The 17,194-nt window shown below is 39.0% G+C and carries 19 protein-coding genes; 5 read left to right on the top strand and 14 right to left on the bottom strand.

Features of this window, described 5'->3' with window-relative positions:
- Position 1 precedes the first annotated feature (1 nt).
- From gatA to AA977_RS03840, 4 genes are all read left to right on the top strand, one after another.
- A complete protein-coding gene (gatA, locus tag AA977_RS03855; protein WP_064434655.1) occupies positions 2-1,363 on the top strand; it encodes an Asp-tRNA(Asn)/Glu-tRNA(Gln) amidotransferase subunit GatA in 1,362 nt (453 codons plus the stop codon).
- Positions 1,364-1,373: 10 nt separating this feature from the next.
- A complete protein-coding gene (gene guaB, locus AA977_RS03850; RefSeq protein WP_064434654.1) occupies positions 1,374-2,819 on the top strand; it encodes an IMP dehydrogenase in 1,446 nt (481 codons plus the stop codon).
- A 121-nt stretch (positions 2,820-2,940) separates the two neighbouring features.
- Positions 2,941-3,621: a F0F1 ATP synthase subunit A gene (locus AA977_RS03845; protein ID WP_021306421.1), complete on the top strand. Its 681-nt coding sequence runs from the start codon at positions 2,941-2,943 to the stop codon at positions 3,619-3,621.
- Between the two features lie 703 nt (positions 3,622-4,324).
- Positions 4,325-4,573 carry an RNA-binding protein gene (locus AA977_RS03840; RefSeq protein ID WP_000790557.1) on the top strand — a complete coding sequence of 83 codons (249 nt, stop codon included), beginning with the start codon at positions 4,325-4,327 and terminating at the stop codon, positions 4,571-4,573.
- Between the two features lie 217 nt (positions 4,574-4,790).
- Here the strand turns inward: AA977_RS03840 and AA977_RS03835 are convergent, their stop codons facing one another.
- The 7 genes from AA977_RS03835 to AA977_RS03805 all read right to left on the bottom strand — a co-directional run bounded on the left by AA977_RS03835 (position 4,791) and on the right by AA977_RS03805 (position 11,199).
- Positions 4,791-5,612, bottom strand: a complete 822-nt coding sequence (locus AA977_RS03835) for a glycosyltransferase family 25 protein (protein ID WP_064434653.1) — start codon at positions 5,610-5,612, stop codon at positions 4,791-4,793.
- A 366-nt stretch (positions 5,613-5,978) separates the two neighbouring features.
- A complete protein-coding gene (trxB, locus tag AA977_RS03830; protein ID WP_064434652.1) occupies positions 5,979-6,914 on the bottom strand; it encodes a thioredoxin-disulfide reductase in 936 nt (311 codons plus the stop codon).
- A 5-nt stretch (positions 6,915-6,919) separates the two neighbouring features.
- Positions 6,920-7,240, bottom strand: a complete 321-nt coding sequence (gene trxA, locus AA977_RS03825) for a thioredoxin (protein WP_000020199.1) — start codon at positions 7,238-7,240, stop codon at positions 6,920-6,922.
- A 91-nt stretch (positions 7,241-7,331) separates the two neighbouring features.
- A complete protein-coding gene (locus AA977_RS03820) occupies positions 7,332-7,676 on the bottom strand; it encodes a YraN family protein (RefSeq protein WP_064434651.1) in 345 nt (114 codons plus the stop codon).
- Positions 7,677-8,942, bottom strand: coding sequence for a homoserine dehydrogenase (locus AA977_RS03815; protein WP_064434650.1), 1,266 nt, complete (start codon positions 8,940-8,942; stop codon positions 7,677-7,679).
- A gap of 10 nt (positions 8,943-8,952) precedes the next feature.
- Positions 8,953-10,737 carry an excinuclease ABC subunit UvrC gene (uvrC, locus tag AA977_RS03810; protein ID WP_064434649.1) on the bottom strand — a complete coding sequence of 595 codons (1,785 nt, stop codon included), beginning with the start codon at positions 10,735-10,737 and terminating at the stop codon, positions 8,953-8,955.
- A complete protein-coding gene (locus AA977_RS03805; RefSeq protein ID WP_064434648.1) occupies positions 10,738-11,199 on the bottom strand; it encodes a hypothetical protein in 462 nt (153 codons plus the stop codon).
- Here AA977_RS03805 and AA977_RS03800 point away from each other — a divergent pair.
- Entirely contained in the window at positions 11,191-11,370 is a 180-nt protein-coding gene (locus AA977_RS03800; RefSeq protein ID WP_001874585.1) for a hypothetical protein, read from the top strand. The two genes, AA977_RS03805 and AA977_RS03800, sit on opposite strands and share 9 nt — an antisense overlap.
- A gap of 8 nt (positions 11,371-11,378) precedes the next feature.
- Here the strand turns inward: AA977_RS03800 and egtV are convergent, their stop codons facing one another.
- The 7 genes from egtV to AA977_RS03765 all read right to left on the bottom strand — a co-directional run bounded on the left by egtV (position 11,379) and on the right by AA977_RS03765 (position 17,143).
- Positions 11,379-12,023 (bottom strand): ergothioneine transport ATP-binding protein EgtV, encoded by a 645-nt coding sequence (gene egtV, locus AA977_RS03795; RefSeq protein ID WP_064434647.1) that lies wholly within the window; start codon positions 12,021-12,023, stop codon positions 11,379-11,381.
- 2 nt (positions 12,024-12,025) lie between these two features.
- Positions 12,026-13,681 carry an ergothioneine transport permease/ergothioneine binding protein EgtU gene (gene egtU, locus AA977_RS03790; protein WP_064434646.1) on the bottom strand — a complete coding sequence of 552 codons (1,656 nt, stop codon included), beginning with the start codon at positions 13,679-13,681 and terminating at the stop codon, positions 12,026-12,028.
- Between the two features lie 68 nt (positions 13,682-13,749).
- The gene (locus AA977_RS03785; protein WP_064434645.1) at positions 13,750-14,187 is read right to left on the bottom strand and encodes a hypothetical protein; all 438 of its coding nucleotides are present in this window, start codon (positions 14,185-14,187) and stop codon (positions 13,750-13,752) included.
- A gap of 5 nt (positions 14,188-14,192) precedes the next feature.
- Positions 14,193-14,966: a flagellar motor protein MotB gene (motB, locus tag AA977_RS03780; protein WP_033759566.1), complete on the bottom strand. Its 774-nt coding sequence runs from the start codon at positions 14,964-14,966 to the stop codon at positions 14,193-14,195.
- A 2-nt stretch (positions 14,967-14,968) separates the two neighbouring features.
- The gene (motA, locus tag AA977_RS03775) at positions 14,969-15,742 is read right to left on the bottom strand and encodes a flagellar motor stator protein MotA (protein WP_000366185.1); all 774 of its coding nucleotides are present in this window, start codon (positions 15,740-15,742) and stop codon (positions 14,969-14,971) included.
- A gap of 15 nt (positions 15,743-15,757) precedes the next feature.
- On the bottom strand, positions 15,758-16,525 hold the full coding sequence (locus AA977_RS03770; protein WP_064434644.1) for a HesA/MoeB/ThiF family protein: 768 nt from the start codon (positions 16,523-16,525) through the stop codon (positions 15,758-15,760).
- Positions 16,526-17,143, bottom strand: a complete 618-nt coding sequence (locus AA977_RS03765) for an MBL fold metallo-hydrolase (RefSeq protein WP_064434643.1) — start codon at positions 17,141-17,143, stop codon at positions 16,526-16,528.
- Positions 17,144-17,194: the final 51 nt, after the last annotated feature.

Below are 17,194 nucleotides of genomic sequence, written 5' to 3'. Positions count from 1 at the left end.
CATGATCACTTTAAAACAAGCCCTTTCTTTATCCCAAGATGAATTAGAAACCCTTAAAAACGAAATTGACGCTAAGGTTAGAGCTTCAGATTTGAACGCTTATATTAAAGCCCCTAGCCTTAATGGCGCTAGTGCTAAGGGTGTGCCGATCCTCATTAAAGACAATATCAGCGTTAAGGGGTGGGAAATCACTTGCTCCAGTAAGATTTTAGAAGGCTATGTCGCCCCTTATCATGCGAGCGCGATTGAAAACTTGCACCAAAACAGCATGGCAGGGTTTGGGCTTTCTAACATGGACGAGTTTGCGATGGGGAGTACCACGGAGTCTAGTTGCTATGGGATCACTAAAAACCCACGAGACAAAAACAGAGTGCCTGGGGGGAGCAGTGGGGGGAGCGCAGCAGCGGTAGCTGGTGGCTTAGCGGTGGCGGCTTTAGGGAGCGATACGGGCGGGTCTATCAGACAGCCGGCGAGTTATTGCGGGTGCGTGGGGTTAAAACCCACTTATGGGAGGGTGAGCCGTTATGGTTTGATTGCGTATTGCTCTAGTTTTGATCAAATCGGGCCTATCACGCAAAATGTAGAAGACGCTTCTATTTTGTTTGACGCCATTAGCGGGTATGACAGCAAGGACTCTACGAGCATAAATCTCAAACCCACGCAAACCTTTAAAAACCTTAACAGAGACAAACGCTTTAAAATCGCTATCTTAAGGGATCACATTAAAGATGCGAGCCATGAAGTGCAACTCGCTTATGAAAACACCCTTAAAGCCTTGAAAGAAATGGGGCATGAAATTGTAGAAAAAAAGATGCTAGATTCGCATTATCAAATCTCTATCTATTATATTATTAGCATGGCTGAAGCGAGTTCCAATCTGGCTAGATTTGATGGGGTGCGTTATGGGAGAAGGGCTCAAAATATTAAAGATTTAAAAGAATTGTATCTTAAAAGCCGCAGTGAAGGTTTTGGCGATGAGGTGAAGCGCCGTATCATGTTAGGGAATTTTGTCTTAAGCAGCGGGTATTATGACGCTTATTATTTGAAAGCCCAACAAATGCGTTTGATGATCAAAGAGCAATACAACAAGATTTTTGAAGAAGTGGATTTGATTTTCACTCCTGTAGCTCCTACGAGCGCCCACTTATTCAACTACCATGCAACCCCTTTAGAAATGTATTTGAGCGATATTTACACGATTGGGGCGAATTTGAGCGGTTTGCCAGCCCTTTCTTTGCCGGTCGCTAAAGATCCTTTAGGCTTGCCCATAGGGATGCAATTCATTGCTAAGGCTTTTGATGAGCAAAGCCTTTTAGATGTTTCCTACGCTTTAGAGCAGGAATTGGATTTAAAATTAGATTAAGGATACAAAAATGAGAATTTTACAAAGGGCTTTGACTTTTGAAGACGTGTTGATGGTGCCTAGAAAATCTAGCGTTTTACCTAAAGATGTGAGCTTAAAATCTCGCTTGACTAAAAACATTCGTTTGAATATCCCTTTTATTAGCGCGGCTATGGATACGGTTACGGAGCATAAAACCGCTATCGCTATGGCGCGCCTTGGGGGGATTGGCATTGTGCATAAAAACATGGATATTGAGACGCAAGTCAAAGAAATCGCTAAGGTGAAAAAAAGTGAGAGCGGGGTGATCAATGATCCTATTTTTATCCATGCGCACAAAACGCTAGCGGACGCTAAGGCTATAGCGGATAATTACAAGATTTCAGGCGTGCCTGTGGTGGATGATAGGGGGTTGTTGATTGGGATTTTAACCAACAGAGATGTGCGTTTTGAAACGGATTTGAGTAAGAAAGTGGGCGATGTGATGACTAAGATGCCTTTAGTTACCGCTCATGTGGGCATTAGTTTGGATGAAGCGAGCGATTTGATGCACAAGCATAAGATTGAAAAATTGCCCATTGTGGATAAAGATAATGTTTTAAAAGGCTTGATTACGATTAAGGACATTCAAAAACGCATTGAATACCCTGAGGCCAATAAAGATGATTTTGGGAGGTTAAGAGTAGGGGCGGCTATTGGAGTGGGGCAATTAGATAGGGCTGAAATGTTAGTTAAGGCTGGGGTTGATGCGTTGGTGTTGGATAGCGCGCATGGGCATTCGGCGAATATTTTACACACTTTAGAAGAGATTAAAAAAAGCTTGGTGGTGGATGTGATTGTAGGGAATGTGGTAACTAAAGAGGCTACAAGCGATTTGATTAGCGCGGGAGCGGACGCTGTTAAAGTGGGTATTGGGCCAGGGAGCATTTGCACCACTAGGATTGTGGCTGGGGTGGGAATGCCCCAAGTGAGCGCGATTGATAATTGCGTGGAAGTGGCGTCTAAATTTGATGTTCCTGTGATTGCCGATGGAGGGATCCGCTATTCAGGCGATGTGGCTAAGGCTTTGGCTTTAGGGGCATCAAGCGTGATGATAGGCTCTTTACTCGCTGGCACAGAAGAATCTCCTGGGGATTTTATGATCTATCAAGGGAGGCAATATAAAAGCTATAGGGGCATGGGCAGTATTGGGGCTATGACTAAAGGGAGTTCTGATAGGTATTTTCAAGAGGGCGTAGCGAGTGAAAAATTAGTCCCTGAAGGCATTGAAGGGCGTGTGCCTTATCGTGGTAAGGTTTCGGATATGATTTTCCAATTAGTAGGGGGCGTGCGTTCTTCTATGGGGTATCAAGGGGCGAAAAATATTTTGGAATTGTATCAAAACGCTGAATTTGTAGAAATCACTAGCGCGGGGTTGAAAGAAAGCCATGTGCATGGCGTGGATATTACTAAAGAAGCCCCTAATTATTATGGGTGAATTTTAAAAGAAAACAAGACAAATTGTTAAAAAACTCGTTAAAAAGCTTGGTTTAATGAGTTTTTAAAACTTAATTGCTACAATTAAGGAAATTTTCAATAAGGCTTAGAGAAACTTTTTCATGGAACACAGAGTATTTACTATTGCTAATTTTTTTAGCTCCAATCATGATTTTATCACCGGTTTTTTCGTTGTTTTGACAGCGGTTTTAATGTTTTTAATTTCTCTTGGCGCATCGCGCAAAATGCAGATGGTGCCTATGGGGTTGCAAAATGTGTATGAAAGCATTATTAGCGCGATTTTGAGCGTGGCTAAGGATATTATAGGCGAAGAATTGGCCCGCAAATACTTCCCCCTAGCTGGCACGATCGCTTTGTATGTCTTTTTTTCTAACATGATAGGCATCATTCCTGGTTTTGAATCCCCCACGGCTAGCTGGAGTTTCACGCTGGTTTTAGCGCTGATTGTGTTTTTTTATTACCATTTTGAAGGCATTAGGGTGCAAGGCTTTTTTAAATATTTCGCCCATTTTGCAGGTCCTGTGAAGTGGCTTGCGCCTTTCATGTTCCCTATTGAGATCATTTCGCATTTTTCTAGGATCGTGTCTTTATCGTTTCGTTTGTTTGGGAATATCAAGGGCGATGACATGTTTTTGCTCATCATGCTCTTATTGGTGCCTTGGGCTGTTCCTGTAGCGCCCTTTATGGTTTTATTTTTCATGGGGATTTTGCAAGCTTTTGTTTTTATGATTCTCACTTATGTGTATTTGGCAGGGGCTGTTTTAACCGATGAAGGGTATTAAATAAATATTTTTGTTTAGGTATTGCAAGCCAAAGTTTTATTTGGCTTTAATATTTTTTAAGGGTCAAAATAAGCTCTCATCAAAATCATCAAACCAATTCAAAAGTTTAATGAGAATGCGAAAACACTATTTAATTAAATGGTAGAAGTGGATTAGATGAAAGTATCATTTGTAGCGATAATTGGAAGTCTTATGGTGGGTTATGGGTTATAAAATAAAACGCTCAAAAAACGAACTTGCAAAAAGAAGAAACCATATCAATTAAGATAGTGAGCTTTTAAAAGGATCGTTTGAGTGAGTTTAAAAGGATAAAAAAATATTTTTTGCTTGATTTAAAAGAGTGTGAGTTTTTAGGTATAAGCAAAACTTGTATTAAGAGATACGAGAAATCCGCTTAAACTATCTTAACTTTTGTTTTTTAAAACTTTGTTTATGGTAAAACTTTTAAAAGGATAGGGGGTAATTTTGAAAGCATGCTCCCCCTAATAACGCTTTTTAAAATCACCGCTTGCTTGCGTAGGTTCTTTTGTATTTTATTATCAATACTCAATTTTAATAGCTTTTATAATTTTTTAAGCAATCATTGGATACAATCCATCATACTTCTGTTTTGGATGTGTTTGGGTTTTAGAAGTGTTACTTTTTTATAACTTTTTCATATTCTTATGGGTATGTTGTTATTTTTTTAGTGGAGAATTTTATCTTGAAAAACATTTATGTAGGGAATTTGGTTTATAGTGCTACCAGCGAGCAAGTCAAGGAGCTTTTCAGTCAATTTGGCAAAGTGTTTAATGTCAAGCTTATTTATGACAGGGAAACGAAGAAACCCAAAGGTTTTGGCTTTGTAGAAATGCAAGAAGAGGGCGTTAGTGAAGCGATCGCTAAATTGGACAATACGGATTTTATGGGCAGAACGATTAGGGTAACCGAAGCTAATCCTAAAAAATCTTAATCTTAATAGCATTAGAAAATTAGAAATCGTTTTCTAATGCACTTCATTCTCTTAATGCGTCTTATTTAAATTGTGCGTAGAAGCTAAAAGGGGTTGAAACTCTTTTGAAATCCATTTAAAACTTTAATCCATTCTCAAAGCGATTAAAAATCAGTCTTGTTCTAATCAAAAATTAAAGCCTTAAATGTTTTTTAGTATTTTTATCATCTTTTGCAAGTCATACAAACTGCCACCATTTCAAATATTTAAAATGGAGTTCTCTCATTAAGGCGATTTTGGGGCTGTAGGGCTCTTCTTTTCGCGCTATCGTAGAAATTTGCTCATCATCAGCGATCGCAAAAGATTGTAACACCAGGTTTTTCACGCCATGGATAAAAGTAGCGTCCATTATTGTATCCACAGGAACAACCCATCTCTGGCTGTATTTTAAAAAAACTTTGGCGATTTTGGGCGTAATCACATAGCCTTGCGTCCCCACCCCTTCGCTATAAGCCTTAATGATCCCTATATATTCTTGTATCTCTTGGTTTTGATGATCTAATGGCTCACTTTTGACATTGGGATCATATGGTAAATGCATCAAACGCACATAGCCTAATTCTTGAATGTGTTTTTCTAAAAAATCCAAGTCCTCTTTAAAATTTTCTTTCAAAGTGATGTCATCTTCTAAAATACAAATCGGCTCATTCAAATCTATGCATTTTTCCCATAAAGAATAATGACTCGCATAACACCCAAGCTCTCCCAAACTCATAAATTTCGCATGGTATTTTAAAGCGTAATAAAACTTAGAAAACTCACTGATGAGATCGATTGCAATCCCCATGTCTTTGATGTTTTGCGCGATGAAATAGGGGTGCAAGCGCTTTTTAACTAGGGGGTGCAACCCGCCTTCAAAAGTCTTAGAATAAATCGCATCAAAAATTTCGGCTTTATGGTGGGTGGCGTTGATATTATTGAGTAGAGTTGTAGTGTCTCTAAAAACTAAACCAAATGTGTCGCACACTTTTTTATTTAAAGAAATGATAAAAACACGCAAGCCAAACTCCCATAATTTTTAATCCATTATATCGTTTTTAGGCTCTGTTTTATCATAAAACTCTTAAGGGGATAGGGGGTAAAATAGTTCTTCCACCCACAACCCCCAACTAAATCCCTCTAAAGAGCGCTTTTTAAGAGATTGCCGCTTGACTAAGCAAGTTCTTTTATCATGTTGATTGTAAAAAATGTTTTGAAGCGTTTTTAAATTTTGCGATCAATTTTTAATTAAAAATAAATAGCGAGAGAGTGAAATTGCATTGCAACTAAAATAACAAAAAACTAAAATACTTTATAAGCTTTGAAGAGTCAAATGAATGTTTGGAGCAAAAGCCCATAACCCTAAATCTAGGGTTATAAGCCTGATTTAATGGTGTTCTAAATAAGAAATCACGCTTAAAGCCGCCGTAGCACCATCGCTTGCCGCGCAAACCACTTGTTTAGGGGCAAAAATGCGAATATCTCCCGCCGCAAACAAACCTTGAACATTTGTTTTCATGGAAAAATCCACGACTATTGAGCCGTATTCATCGCATTTGCACAGCATCGAGCCGTCCTCTTGCTTCAATACCGCATTATTCACATCGTAACCCACAAAAACAAAAAATCCCGGCACAACCAATTCGCTTGTTTTGTTAGTGGCTGTATTTTTAACGCTTAAAGAAGACACACCAGCACTATCGCCCTTGATTTCTTCCACCACATAAGGGGTTAAAAACTCAATTTTATCGTTCTTTTTAGCATGCTCTAAAGTGATAGGTGCACACCTAAAGCCATCTCTCCTGTGGATGAGATAGACTTTTTTGCAGATATTGGCTAAATAAATCGCTTCTTCTACGGCGGTATCGCCCCCACCAAGCACCGCTACTTCCTTATTTTTATAAAAGAAGCCATCGCATGTTGCACAAGTGCTCACGCCTTTACCCCAATACTCTGACTCGCCTTTAATGCCTGTGCGTTTAGGACTACCGCCGGTAGCGATAATCACGCTTTTAGCTTCAAAAGTTTTGCCGTCTTCTGCCAAAATAACAAAATGAGTGTCTTTTTTGGAAACCCTTTGAATGGCAGTCATTTCGTGCTTTAAGCCAAAGCGAAAGCATTGCTCTTGCCATGGTTGCATGAAATCCAACCCGCTCACCACTTCCTTCACGCCCGGGTAGTTTTCAATCTCGCTACTGCTAGTGATTTGCCCTCCAGGCATTCCTTTTTCAAACAAAACGGCGTTCTTAACACCGCCTCTAGTGGCATAAAGCCCCGCACTCAAACCTGCAGGACCACCTCCAATAATCGCGCAATCTATCATGGCTACTAGCCTAAAAGTTTGTTCAATTGTTCTTTTAAAGCGACTTTAGTTTGCACGCCCACTAGCTGATGGACGACTTCGCCATCTTTTGTGAATAAAAGGGTAGGAATGCTTCTAATCCCAAATTTCGCACTCAATTCTTCTTGCTCATCGGTATTGACTTTACAAATTTTAGCCTTACCTTCATATTCGCTAGCCAATTCATCAATCACAGGGGATAGCATCTTACAAGGACCACACCATGGCGCCCAAAAATCCACTAACGCAACCCCTTTTTTAATGGTGCTTTCAAAATTTTCTTCAGTTAATTCAATATAGTGACTCATTGGTTACTCCTAATTATTTTATGATTTTGATTAACGAGAATTATATTAGCTTAATAATGTTAATGAAAACGCATTTATTTCCTGTAAAAATCTAAAAAGTGATATTTTCTAAAAGCTCAAAATTACCTTTTTTCACAATGAGAGCGTCAATGCAAAAATCGCTATTAGGATCTTTTTGAGACAAATAACAGCGGATCGTTTGAATGATTTTTTGTAATTTACTCGGCGTGATCGCATAAATGGGATCAAAATTTTCCCCGCTTTTGACTTCAACGAAATGCAAAACCCCCTTTTTAAAAGCGATAATATCAATTTCGCCAAATTTTGAAAAAAAATTCCTTTCTATGATTTCAAAACCTAACGATTTTAAAAACTCGCAAGCTTCTTCTTCGGCCTTTAAGCCCTTTTCTTTATGCTTGTTGTTGAAAAAGTGCATTCAATTTTCCAAGCGGATCATTTTAGGGGTATCCAACACGCTTTTTAAATTTTCAAGCTCTTTTAGGGCGTTTAGAAACGATTTTTCGCTCGTGGTGTGCGTGGAAAATAAGATTTTAGCCTTGTTGGAATGCAAGATTTCTTTTTGCAAGACATTGTTGAGCGAAATATCGTTTTTGGCTAAAATCGCGCTGATTTGAGAAAAAACCCCTTTTTCATCGCTCACCAACAAACGCGCATAATAAGCGCATTGGATTTCTTCTTTGGGTTTTAGGGGGAGTTTTTGGGGGGTTTCAAAGCCTAGCATTAAAGAGCTTTTTTTCCTTGCGATTTCTATAATATCGCTAATGACTGCACTTGCGGTAGGCTCTCCCCCAGCCCCAGCCCCATAATACAAAGTCTCGCCCACCTTATCCCCTATGACGCTGATAGCGTTCATCACCCCATCCACTTTAGAAAGCATGGATTCGTTTTTAATCATGCTTGGATGCACCCTTAATTCAATGCAATCTTGGTGTTTTTTAGCGATGCCTAAAAGTTTGATGCTATAACCAAACTCTTTTGCAAACTCCATGTCATCTGGCTCTATTTTTTCAATGCCTTCAATGAGAATTTCTTCTAATTTCGCATCAATGCCATACGCTAAAGACGCTAAAATCAAAAGTTTGTGCGCTGCATCAATGCCTTTAATGTCAAATTCAGGGTTCAATTCCGCATAGCCTAAATGTTGCGCGTCTTTTAAAGCGTCCTTAAAACTCGCTTGATTTTTAAACATTTGGCTTAAAATGTAATTGCTTGTGCCGTTTAAAATCCCTTTGAAAGAAAGGATATGATTAGCGCTCAAGCCGTCTTTTAAAGCCTTGATAATAGGGATCCCTCCGCACACGCTCGCTTCAAAGCCTATGGGGGTGTTTTTAGCGATTTGCTCTAATTCATAGCGGTGGTACGCTAACATGGCTTTATTGGCTGTAACGAAAGCTTTTTGTTTGGCTAAAGTTTTTTTAGCTAAAAGATAAGGCGCTTCAACCCCACCCATAAGCTCCACAACAATATCAATCTCCTTATCTTCTACCAAGCTTTCTAAATCGTTACTGATTTCAAAAGCATAGCCCTTGTGTTTTTGAATGTCTCGCACCACCGCTTTTTTAATGGCAATTTCCACACCGGCTCTGTCTTTTATAATCTCTTGATTTTCTTGTAAGATTTTAGCGACCGCGCTCCCCACACACCCTAAACCCACAAGCCCTATATTCAATCTTTTTTTCATGCTTTTTCCTTTAATTTCGTTTTTTTAAAACGGCGTTTTTTTCTTGCTCGCTCGCTTTTTCTATCGCTTCAAAACTCCCAAAATAATCCAACAATTTTTTCACGCTGGCTTCTCCTATGCCCTTTTCTTTTAAAAGAGCGATTTGTTTCATGTTTTTAATTTTAGTGGATCGGTGGAAGTTTATCGCATACCGGTGGCTTTCATCGCGCAATTTTTGCACCCATTGCAAGCGTTTGTCGCTAGGGAGCAATTTAAAAGTATCGCTAGGCGTATGGATAATGTCTTTAGCGCCCCCTTTAGAACGATAAGCTTTAGAATCCCTTTTTTCTTTAGAAATAGCGATCACTTCTACAAAACTCCCGCTGCTTTTTAAAATTTCTAAAGCGATGTTTAATTGCACCCTCCCTCCATCTATCACCCACAAATTAGGCGGTGGCTCTTTAATAAAATCTAAAGCCCTTCTGGTGAGCAATTCGCTCATTTGAGCGTATTCATTCAAACCTTTTAAATGGTAGCGCCGATAAGAGTTTTTTTGGAATGCATTATTTTCATACACGACCATTCCCCCCACGCATTGGCTGTTTGCATGGTGGCTTGTGTCAAAGATTTCCACCCTATAAGGCACGCACTCTAAATTGAAGAGCGAACGCACCTCTTCTAAAATTTCTTCTTCATTGGAGGTTTTTTCTTGGCTAAAAATCTCTTGAGCGTTTTTCATAGCGATTTCTATTAAAGCGAGCTTATCGCCCTTTTTAGGGATATTAAGAGTGATTTTTTTAGAGTGTTTATGATTGATAAACTCTTGCAATTCTTTAAGCGTTTCATTAGAGCAAGCACTCAATAGAATTTGTTCAGGCATTAAAGGCAAATGCGATTGGTAATGGTTAATGATTGCTTGTTTCATCGCTTCATCAGCGTCAAACCCGTTGAGGGAGTGGATTTTTTCAAACGCTGAAGAAATGATTTTACCCCCACGCATGAACATTTTCACTAGCACCGCCTTGTTGTTTTTGCCATAAAAAGCAAAAATATCCAGATCATAGAGTTTGGCTAAATCCATGCAAGTGAAAGGGGCGATTTTTTGGATTTTAGCGATCCTATCTCTATAGATTAGAGCTTCTTCAAAACGCAAATTACTAGAAAGGCGATCCATTTTTAATTGAAGTTCTTTGATGAGCCTGTCTTTATTTTCAATCATCTCTAAACATTCTTTAGCGATTTTTAAATATTCTTCTTTAGTGATTTTATCCTCGCATGGAGCTTTACAACGCTCTATTTGATAAAACATGCATGCCTTTTTATCCTTAATGCAATTTTTCTTTTGAACCAATGGGAGCAATTCATACAAACTATCCAAAATATCTTTAGCCCCGCTAGTAAAAGGGCCAAAATATTTAACGCCAGGCTGTTTTAAAATTTTTCGTGTGATTAAAGGGATAGGGAAATCAGTGGAAAAATCCATATAAATATAAGGGTAAGTTTTATCGTCTCTTAAAAGAATATTGTATTTGGGTTTGAGCTGTTTGATTAAAGAATTTTCTAAAATCAAAGCGTCTTGCTCGTTTTCTACCACAATCGTTTCTAAAAAAGCGATTTGTTTGACCATCATTTGAATGCGCAAACTTGCACGATGGTTGGGCGTGATTTCATTATTACGGACAGAAAAATAGCTTTTGATGCGCTTTTTTAAATTTTTCGCTTTACCGATGTAGAGTAATTGGTGGTTTTTATCAAAATATTGATACACCCCACTGCTATTAGAAAGGTTTTTTAAACTGGACAATAAATCAGCCATTTAATTCTCAAAAAAACTGCGTTGGTAGTGGATCAAAGAGCGCGCTTTTTCAAAACATTCATGCAAATGAGCGTCTTTAATGGGGTTATGGAACAACCCTAAAGCGCTAGGGCGATAAAATTGGGCTTGCTTTTTAACAGGGGCATAAAAATTGGCCTTTTCTAGTGAATCTTTAGGCACATAAGCCACAATTTCTAACGCATCTAACCCATCAAGCCTGCAAGCATGCCCTTGCACGCTTAAAAAATGATTGATTTCTTTAGCGACTCGTTGGTTAAATTCCTTACACGCCCAAAGATCTTTAAATGCAAAAAGCAATTTAGAATCTTTTATGAAGATAAAAAGCAAATTTTTTTGTAAACTTAAAGGCATAAAAACCTTAAGCTTTTTGAGTTTCAAAAGAGTTTCAAGCTTTTTATAAGACTTTTTTTGAATGAGTAAGGAGAAAATATTTTGTTCCATAAACTGATCTTAACATGCTTTTTAACGCTTGTGGCGCTAACCATTCAAGCTTGCGGCTATAAAGCCCCTCCATTTAATGAAAAGCCGGCTAAAAAAACTTCAAACAGCTCTAATTCTTCTATGCAAACGCCCACCAATAACACCACGCCAGAATTTTTAAATCAGCCTTAAAAACACTACTATTTAAAGGCTTTGATTTCTAGGGTTTTTGTGGCCAATCTTTGGGCCTCGCTCTCATCATGCGTTACCATAATAAAAGTGGCGTGAGAATTTTGGTGTATCTCTTTGATGAGATCTTGCAAATTCTTGCGATTAGAACTATCTAAAGCGCTAAAAGGTTCATCTAATAAAATGAGTTCTGGCCTGTGGATAATCCCCCTAATAATGCCCACTCTTTGGGCTTGCCCCCCACTCAATTCGTTAGGGAATTTATCCATAATATTCTCATCTAACCCCATTTTTAACGCTAAAACTTTGGCTTCTTTTTGAGCGGCTTGTTTGTCAATGCCTTGCAAATTAAGACAAAAAGTCATGTTTTGTAAGGCGTTTAAATGAGGGAATAAGGAATTACCTTGAGCGATATAGCCTATTTTTTGGCGTAAAAAAGCGTTGTTTGAATCAAGGGTTTCATTAAAGATTTTAATCCTCCCCAGATTGGGTTTTAAAAGCCCTAAAATCAAACCTAAAAGCGTGCTTTTACCGCTCCCGCTCTCCCCTAAAATGCATAAAAAATCCCCTTTTTGAATGCTTAAATTAAAATCTTTAAAAATCGCGCGATTGTGGTAATTAAAAGATAGATTCTCTATTGTAACGATTTCTTCCATGCTTATAACCCCATGCTTTCTAAAAAGTCTTTAGCCACTATTTGGGGGCTTTTTTTCAACACTTCCACCTGATAGTTTAAATCTTGCATTTTTTCATCGCCAATCTTTATTTTTTCTAAGAGTTCTAACACTTCAGGGTATTTTTTGACAATTTCTTTTCTTATAACAATACCGGCTTGATAATTAGGGAAAAAGCCTTTATCGTCCTTAAGCACCTTTAAATCAAGCTCTTTGATTTGAGCGTCTGTCGTGAAAACATCTAAAGCGTTGATTTTATGGGATTCAAAACTCTTATAACGCAAATTAATATCCATTTCATGCAAACTTCTAAAATGGAAGCGATAGGCTTTCACTAAACCCTTAAAAGCGTCCTCTCTTTCAAAAAAGTCAAACTCCGCGCCAAAATCAAAATTAGAGCTATGAAAGGCTAGATCGCTGAAAGTTTCAATAGCGTATTTTTGAGCGTCCTCTTTAGAAATCGCTAAGGAATAGGTGTTGTTAAAGCCCAAAAGCCCCACCCACAAAAGATTAAATTCTTTCTCATAACGCTTTTTAATCGTTTCAAAATCCACTTTTTGAGTCAAAGGGTTTTTGAGCGTATTCACCCAAGCGGTGCCGGTATATTCCACATACAAATCAAAATCGCCCCTAAGTAAGGCCGGATGGATATTCATCGTCCCTCCACCAATGCCAAACGCTCGCTTAATGGGAATATGGTGTTTTTCTAACAAAAGGCTTAAAATCTCGCCCAAAATATACTGCTCGCTGTTAGGTTTTGTCGCCACGACTAAAGGCTTTTCTTCTATGGTGTTTCTAGGCGCTAGCCATAATACGCTCGCTAGCAATAAAAAGAGGAATACCGCTAAACTGACATAAACCCTTCTTTTTTGTTTTTGGGTAGCGTTTTGAGAAAGCAGGCGTTGCAAGGCGTTTTCATGCTGGAACACGCTCACAAATTGATCCGCTAAAACGCTAAAAACCGCAATAATGAAACTACCCGCCACTAAAAGCGTGGTGTTTTGTGTGTTTAGCCCTCTAAAAATCGCTTGCCCTAATCCCCCAGCCCCAATGAGCGCCCCAATCCCAGCCATCGCCACCAACATCACCACCGCAATCCTTAAGCCCACTAAAATTTGGGGGATAGCGAGTAAGAATTGCACCCTAAAAAACAACTCTTTGGGGTTACACCCTAGCCCAATAGCGGCCTTAATGACTTCTTCTCTCCCCTCTTTTAAAGCGTTATAAGTGCTATGGACAATCGGCAATAAGCCGTATAAGACCAACACTAAAAGGGCGTTTTTTAACCCCACCCCAATCAACGGAATAAATAATGCAAATAACGCCAGCGAAGGAATGGTGTAGAGGAAATTCACCACAGGGAGTAAAAAGGCTCTAGCCTTTGAATTGTAAAACACAAAAACCCCAATCAAAACCCCAAACACCAGCACGATAAGACTAGAAAGCGAAACGATGATAAAATGTTGCGCGATCAAATCTATAAAATAAATAAAGCGATCATGAAATTCTTTTATCAAATATTTTACCACGCTTATTTTTAACACCATTGCAACTAAATGTTGTATCGCTATATCTAAAGAATGGATCAACCATTCATACAATTCTTTGATCAATTGTTTAAAAACGCCCATGCTTAGCATTATAACCAAACTTATTCTAATAAAGGGGTTTTAAAACGCTAAAGGCATTCTTTAGCGTTAGTTATAGGTTAAAATTGAAAGGTTCGTTTGCCTAAATTCGTGCTAACTTCTATCCATAAGGGCTGGTTTTCGCATAAAATTTCATAGGCTACGCTTTGATTCCTCACTAAAGAAACGCTTTTTGGCGTGGGGTAGAGCGCGCAAGAACGGCCTTGATTGATGTCAATTTTTAAGATGACCACACTCTCTACTAGAGCGCTCACCTTTAAATAATACGATTCTCTAGCCCCTTGCCATTCCAAATAGGGCGTTTTTTGGGGGACAATTTCTAAAGCCACCAAAGGGCTTTGAGCGATTTTTAAACGCATTTTTTGCTCTTGCTCTTTTAATTCTTGTTCTCTATTAATCCCTTTATCAATCAAATCAAAAAGGTTTGAAGAAGCGTCCTTATCTCTAGCGACAAGGCTTGTTAAAAACAGAAAGATTAACAAAAAAATTGGTTTCATGCGACTTATTCTTGCTGTTTGTGGGGATTGAACTCTTCATCTAAAATAGAATGGATCTTGCTCAAATCATTCGCATCGGTTGAAAAAAAGATTTCCACACGGTTGTTTTTCATTCTGTTTTCTAGGGAGTCATTAGGCGCGATAGGGTTTGTAGAGCCATAAGAAGAAAAAGACAATTGATTAGGGTCTACGCCGTATTGCATAAGGACTTTCATCACCCTATAAGCGCGATTAGCGGCCAATTCGTAATGGCTTTTAAAACGGGTTTTAGTTAAAGGCGTATCATCTGTAAAACCTCTCACATTAATATGCACCCTTTTAGGGAGTTTTTGAATGATTTTAGCGATCCGTTCAATATAAAGCATCATGTCTTGATTAATGGTATCTGAAGTAGCGTTTTCAAACAGCAAACTAGAGGGGAGCTTTAAAACAGAGCCTTGATCAATTTGCTCTAAAACACTGCCTTCGCCTTTGCGAGCGATAGTGGCTTTTGTTTCGGTGTTTTGTGAAGCCGGCTTGGAGCTTTCACTCGCCATTTGTTCTTCTTCTTTTCCTGAATCAGGGGGGATCACTAAAACCGGCTGCATCGCTTCTGGTTTGGGAGCGTAATTGAAAATTTTAATGAATTCGGTTTTTAAGGCTTCCACTTTGGATTTATTGACCGCTGAAATCGCATAAAGAGCGATAAAAAGCGCAAGCAACAACGACAAAAAGTCCGCATAAGGAACCGCCCATTTTTCGCCGGCGGGGCATTCGGTGGGTTTGTTTTTCTTAGCCATGTTTAGCCTTCAAATTGAGACTTTTTAGGCTCACCGGGAGCGATGTAATTTAAGAGTTTGTTTTCTAAATCCCTTGGATTTTCCCCATTAGCGATGCCTAAAATCCCCTCTAAAAGAACGGTTTTTTCTTTAATAATGTCTTTAGACTTAGCCTTGAGCTTATGCCCAAAAGGGCCAAAAATCGCATAAGAACACATAATCCCTGTAACAGTAGCCGTAAATGCCCCAGCGATCCCTGCTGCCATTTCAGCCGGGTTGTCTAGTTTTTGTAGAGCTAGCATAAGCCCCATAACCGCCCCCACTAACCCCATCGTAGGCGCGGTTTCGCCGGCAGTCTCCCAATAATGAGCGGCGCCGTGGTAGTATTCTTCCATTTCTTCAATGCTGATTTCTAAGCTTTCTTTAACGGATTTGAGATCCTTACCATCTATGATCATAGACAGGCCATTACGGGTGAAATCGTCTTCAATTTGCGCCACCCGCCCCTCTAAACTCAATACCCCATCTTTTCTGGCTAAAGTGGCCAATTCCACCAAATTTTTAATGGTTTCGTTTAAATTGATTTTAGGGTTTAAAAAAACAATTTTTATTTCTTTGTAAGCGGCTTTCACGTAACGTGCATGCGTGCCTGTCATGGCGGCAAAAAGCGAAGTAGGCACGATGATAATGACTGAACTCAAATGGATAATGTGCAACGGGTTACCATCTTCTAAAATATCGCCTAGCGAAATAGAAGCGACCGCCAATACCAAGCCTAGTATGGTTGATAGATCCAAAATTTACCCCTTAATCTAAATTTCATAATCTTGTAAATGCGTGATTTTATGCGCGCCACAAACCCTACATTCAGGGTTTTTGGAAGCTTGAATTTTTTTAAAATCCATCGTTTTAATATCGGCTATAAGTAAAGTATTTATAAGTAAAGTTTCAAACCCTAAAAAATATTTAAGGCATTCACTCGCTTGGATACACCCTAAAATTCCAGGCAAGACCCCAAAAAGCCCTGAAGTAGGATTTAATCCCTTTTTAGGGGGCTTGTCAAAAACACACGCTAAACATGCGCTATGGGGTAAAACGCTCATGCTTTGTCCTCTGTATTCTAAAACTCCAGCATGCGAATAGGGTTTTTGGGCTAACACGCAAGCGTCATTAATCAAAAATTTAGCGTCAAAATTGTCTGTAGCGTCTATGATAAAGTCATAAGGCCCTATGAGAGAAAGAGCGTTATTGGCCTTAAAGCGTTCTTCAAAAATCTCTATTTCAATACCCGCATTGAGTTGTTTCAAGCGGGCTTTCGCGCTAGAGACTTTAGATTGGTTTAAAAAATCCTGTGAATGGATGATTTGGCGTTGCAAATTACTCATCTTTACTACATCAAAATCTACAACGCCTATTTTTCCTATCCCAGCAGCACACAAATACATTAAAACCACTGAGCCAAGCCCCCCAGCTCCAACGACTAGAACGCTAGATTGTAAAAGCTTTAATTGGCCCTCTTCGCCCACATCTTCTAGCATGATATGGCGCAAATAACGCTCTTTTTCTAGCTGGCTTAGCAATTAAGCCATCCTTGAAACCCAAATTTTAGAATGCTCTCTTTCAGCAAAAAAACTCGTTTTATCCCCATGCCCTGGATAAATCTCTATGTCTTTAGAAAAATCTAAATTTTGAAACCTTATCAAGGACTCTTTCATGTCTTTTTCATTAGAATAAGGGAAATCATAACGGCCAATGCTGCGATAAAAAATAAAATCCCCGCTAAAAATCACCCCTTCTATTTCTATGATAGAACAGCCGGGCGTGTGTCCGGGAAAATGCCAGTATTTAATGGTCGTGTTTGCTATCTCTAAAGTCGTGCAACCTTTGTTGCAAGGCACGCTAAAATTGGGGCTAAAAACGGGCATGCCCAAATGAAAAATATCATTTTCTAGCATGAACACATCATCTTTAGGGGCGTAAATGGGGGTATTTTTAAGGATTTTTGATAGTTGGGCGCTATCCCAGACATGGTCATAATGCCCATGCGTGATTAAAATCGCTTTAGGGTTTTTGGCGTTTTCTAACACCCATTCGCTGCTAGAAAATCCGGGATCTATAATGAAATCTATCCCACTAGAAAGCTTCACAATATAAGCGTTTTCTTCCACCGCCCCACATTCTCGCCTTAAAATTTCCAAACCACTAACTCCCTACTAAACTAGCTTAAAAAATCATCAAATATCATAGCG

Origin of the sequence: Helicobacter pylori (assembly GCF_001653455.1) — a bacterium.
GTDB classification, from domain to species: Bacteria; Campylobacterota; Campylobacteria; order Campylobacterales; family Helicobacteraceae; genus Helicobacter; species Helicobacter pylori_A.
Note: the sequence above shows the minus strand (reverse complement) of the source record. Positions and strands in the feature narration are given on the sequence as shown.

What these genes read in the sequence shown, in the direction of transcription:
- motB (WP_033759566.1), bottom strand. Translation starts at nt 14,966, where the DNA reads ATGGCTAAGAAAAACAAACCCACCGAATGCCCCGCCGGCGAAAAATGG.
- trxA (WP_000020199.1), bottom strand. Translation starts at nt 7,240, where the DNA reads ATGAGTCACTATATTGAATTAACTGAAGAAAATTTTGAAAGCACCATT.
- AA977_RS03785 (WP_064434645.1), bottom strand. Translation starts at nt 14,187, where the DNA reads ATGAAACCAATTTTTTTGTTAATCTTTCTGTTTTTAACAAGCCTTGTC.
- egtU (WP_064434646.1), bottom strand. Translation starts at nt 13,681, where the DNA reads ATGCTAAGCATGGGCGTTTTTAAACAATTGATCAAAGAATTGTATGAA.
- AA977_RS03805 (WP_064434648.1), bottom strand. Translation starts at nt 11,199, where the DNA reads ATGGAACAAAATATTTTCTCCTTACTCATTCAAAAAAAGTCTTATAAA.
- AA977_RS03815 (WP_064434650.1), bottom strand. Translation starts at nt 8,942, where the DNA reads ATGAAAAAAAGATTGAATATAGGGCTTGTGGGTTTAGGGTGTGTGGGG.
- gatA (WP_064434655.1), top strand. Translation starts at nt 2, where the DNA reads ATGATCACTTTAAAACAAGCCCTTTCTTTATCCCAAGATGAATTAGAA.
- AA977_RS03845 (WP_021306421.1), top strand. Translation starts at nt 2,941, where the DNA reads ATGGAACACAGAGTATTTACTATTGCTAATTTTTTTAGCTCCAATCAT.
- trxB (WP_064434652.1), bottom strand. Translation starts at nt 6,914, where the DNA reads ATGATAGATTGCGCGATTATTGGAGGTGGTCCTGCAGGTTTGAGTGCG.
- AA977_RS03820 (WP_064434651.1), bottom strand. Translation starts at nt 7,676, where the DNA reads ATGCACTTTTTCAACAACAAGCATAAAGAAAAGGGCTTAAAGGCCGAA.
- egtV (WP_064434647.1), bottom strand. Translation starts at nt 12,023, where the DNA reads ATGGAAGAAATCGTTACAATAGAGAATCTATCTTTTAATTACCACAAT.
- guaB (WP_064434654.1), top strand. Translation starts at nt 1,374, where the DNA reads ATGAGAATTTTACAAAGGGCTTTGACTTTTGAAGACGTGTTGATGGTG.
- uvrC (WP_064434649.1), bottom strand. Translation starts at nt 10,737, where the DNA reads ATGGCTGATTTATTGTCCAGTTTAAAAAACCTTTCTAATAGCAGTGGG.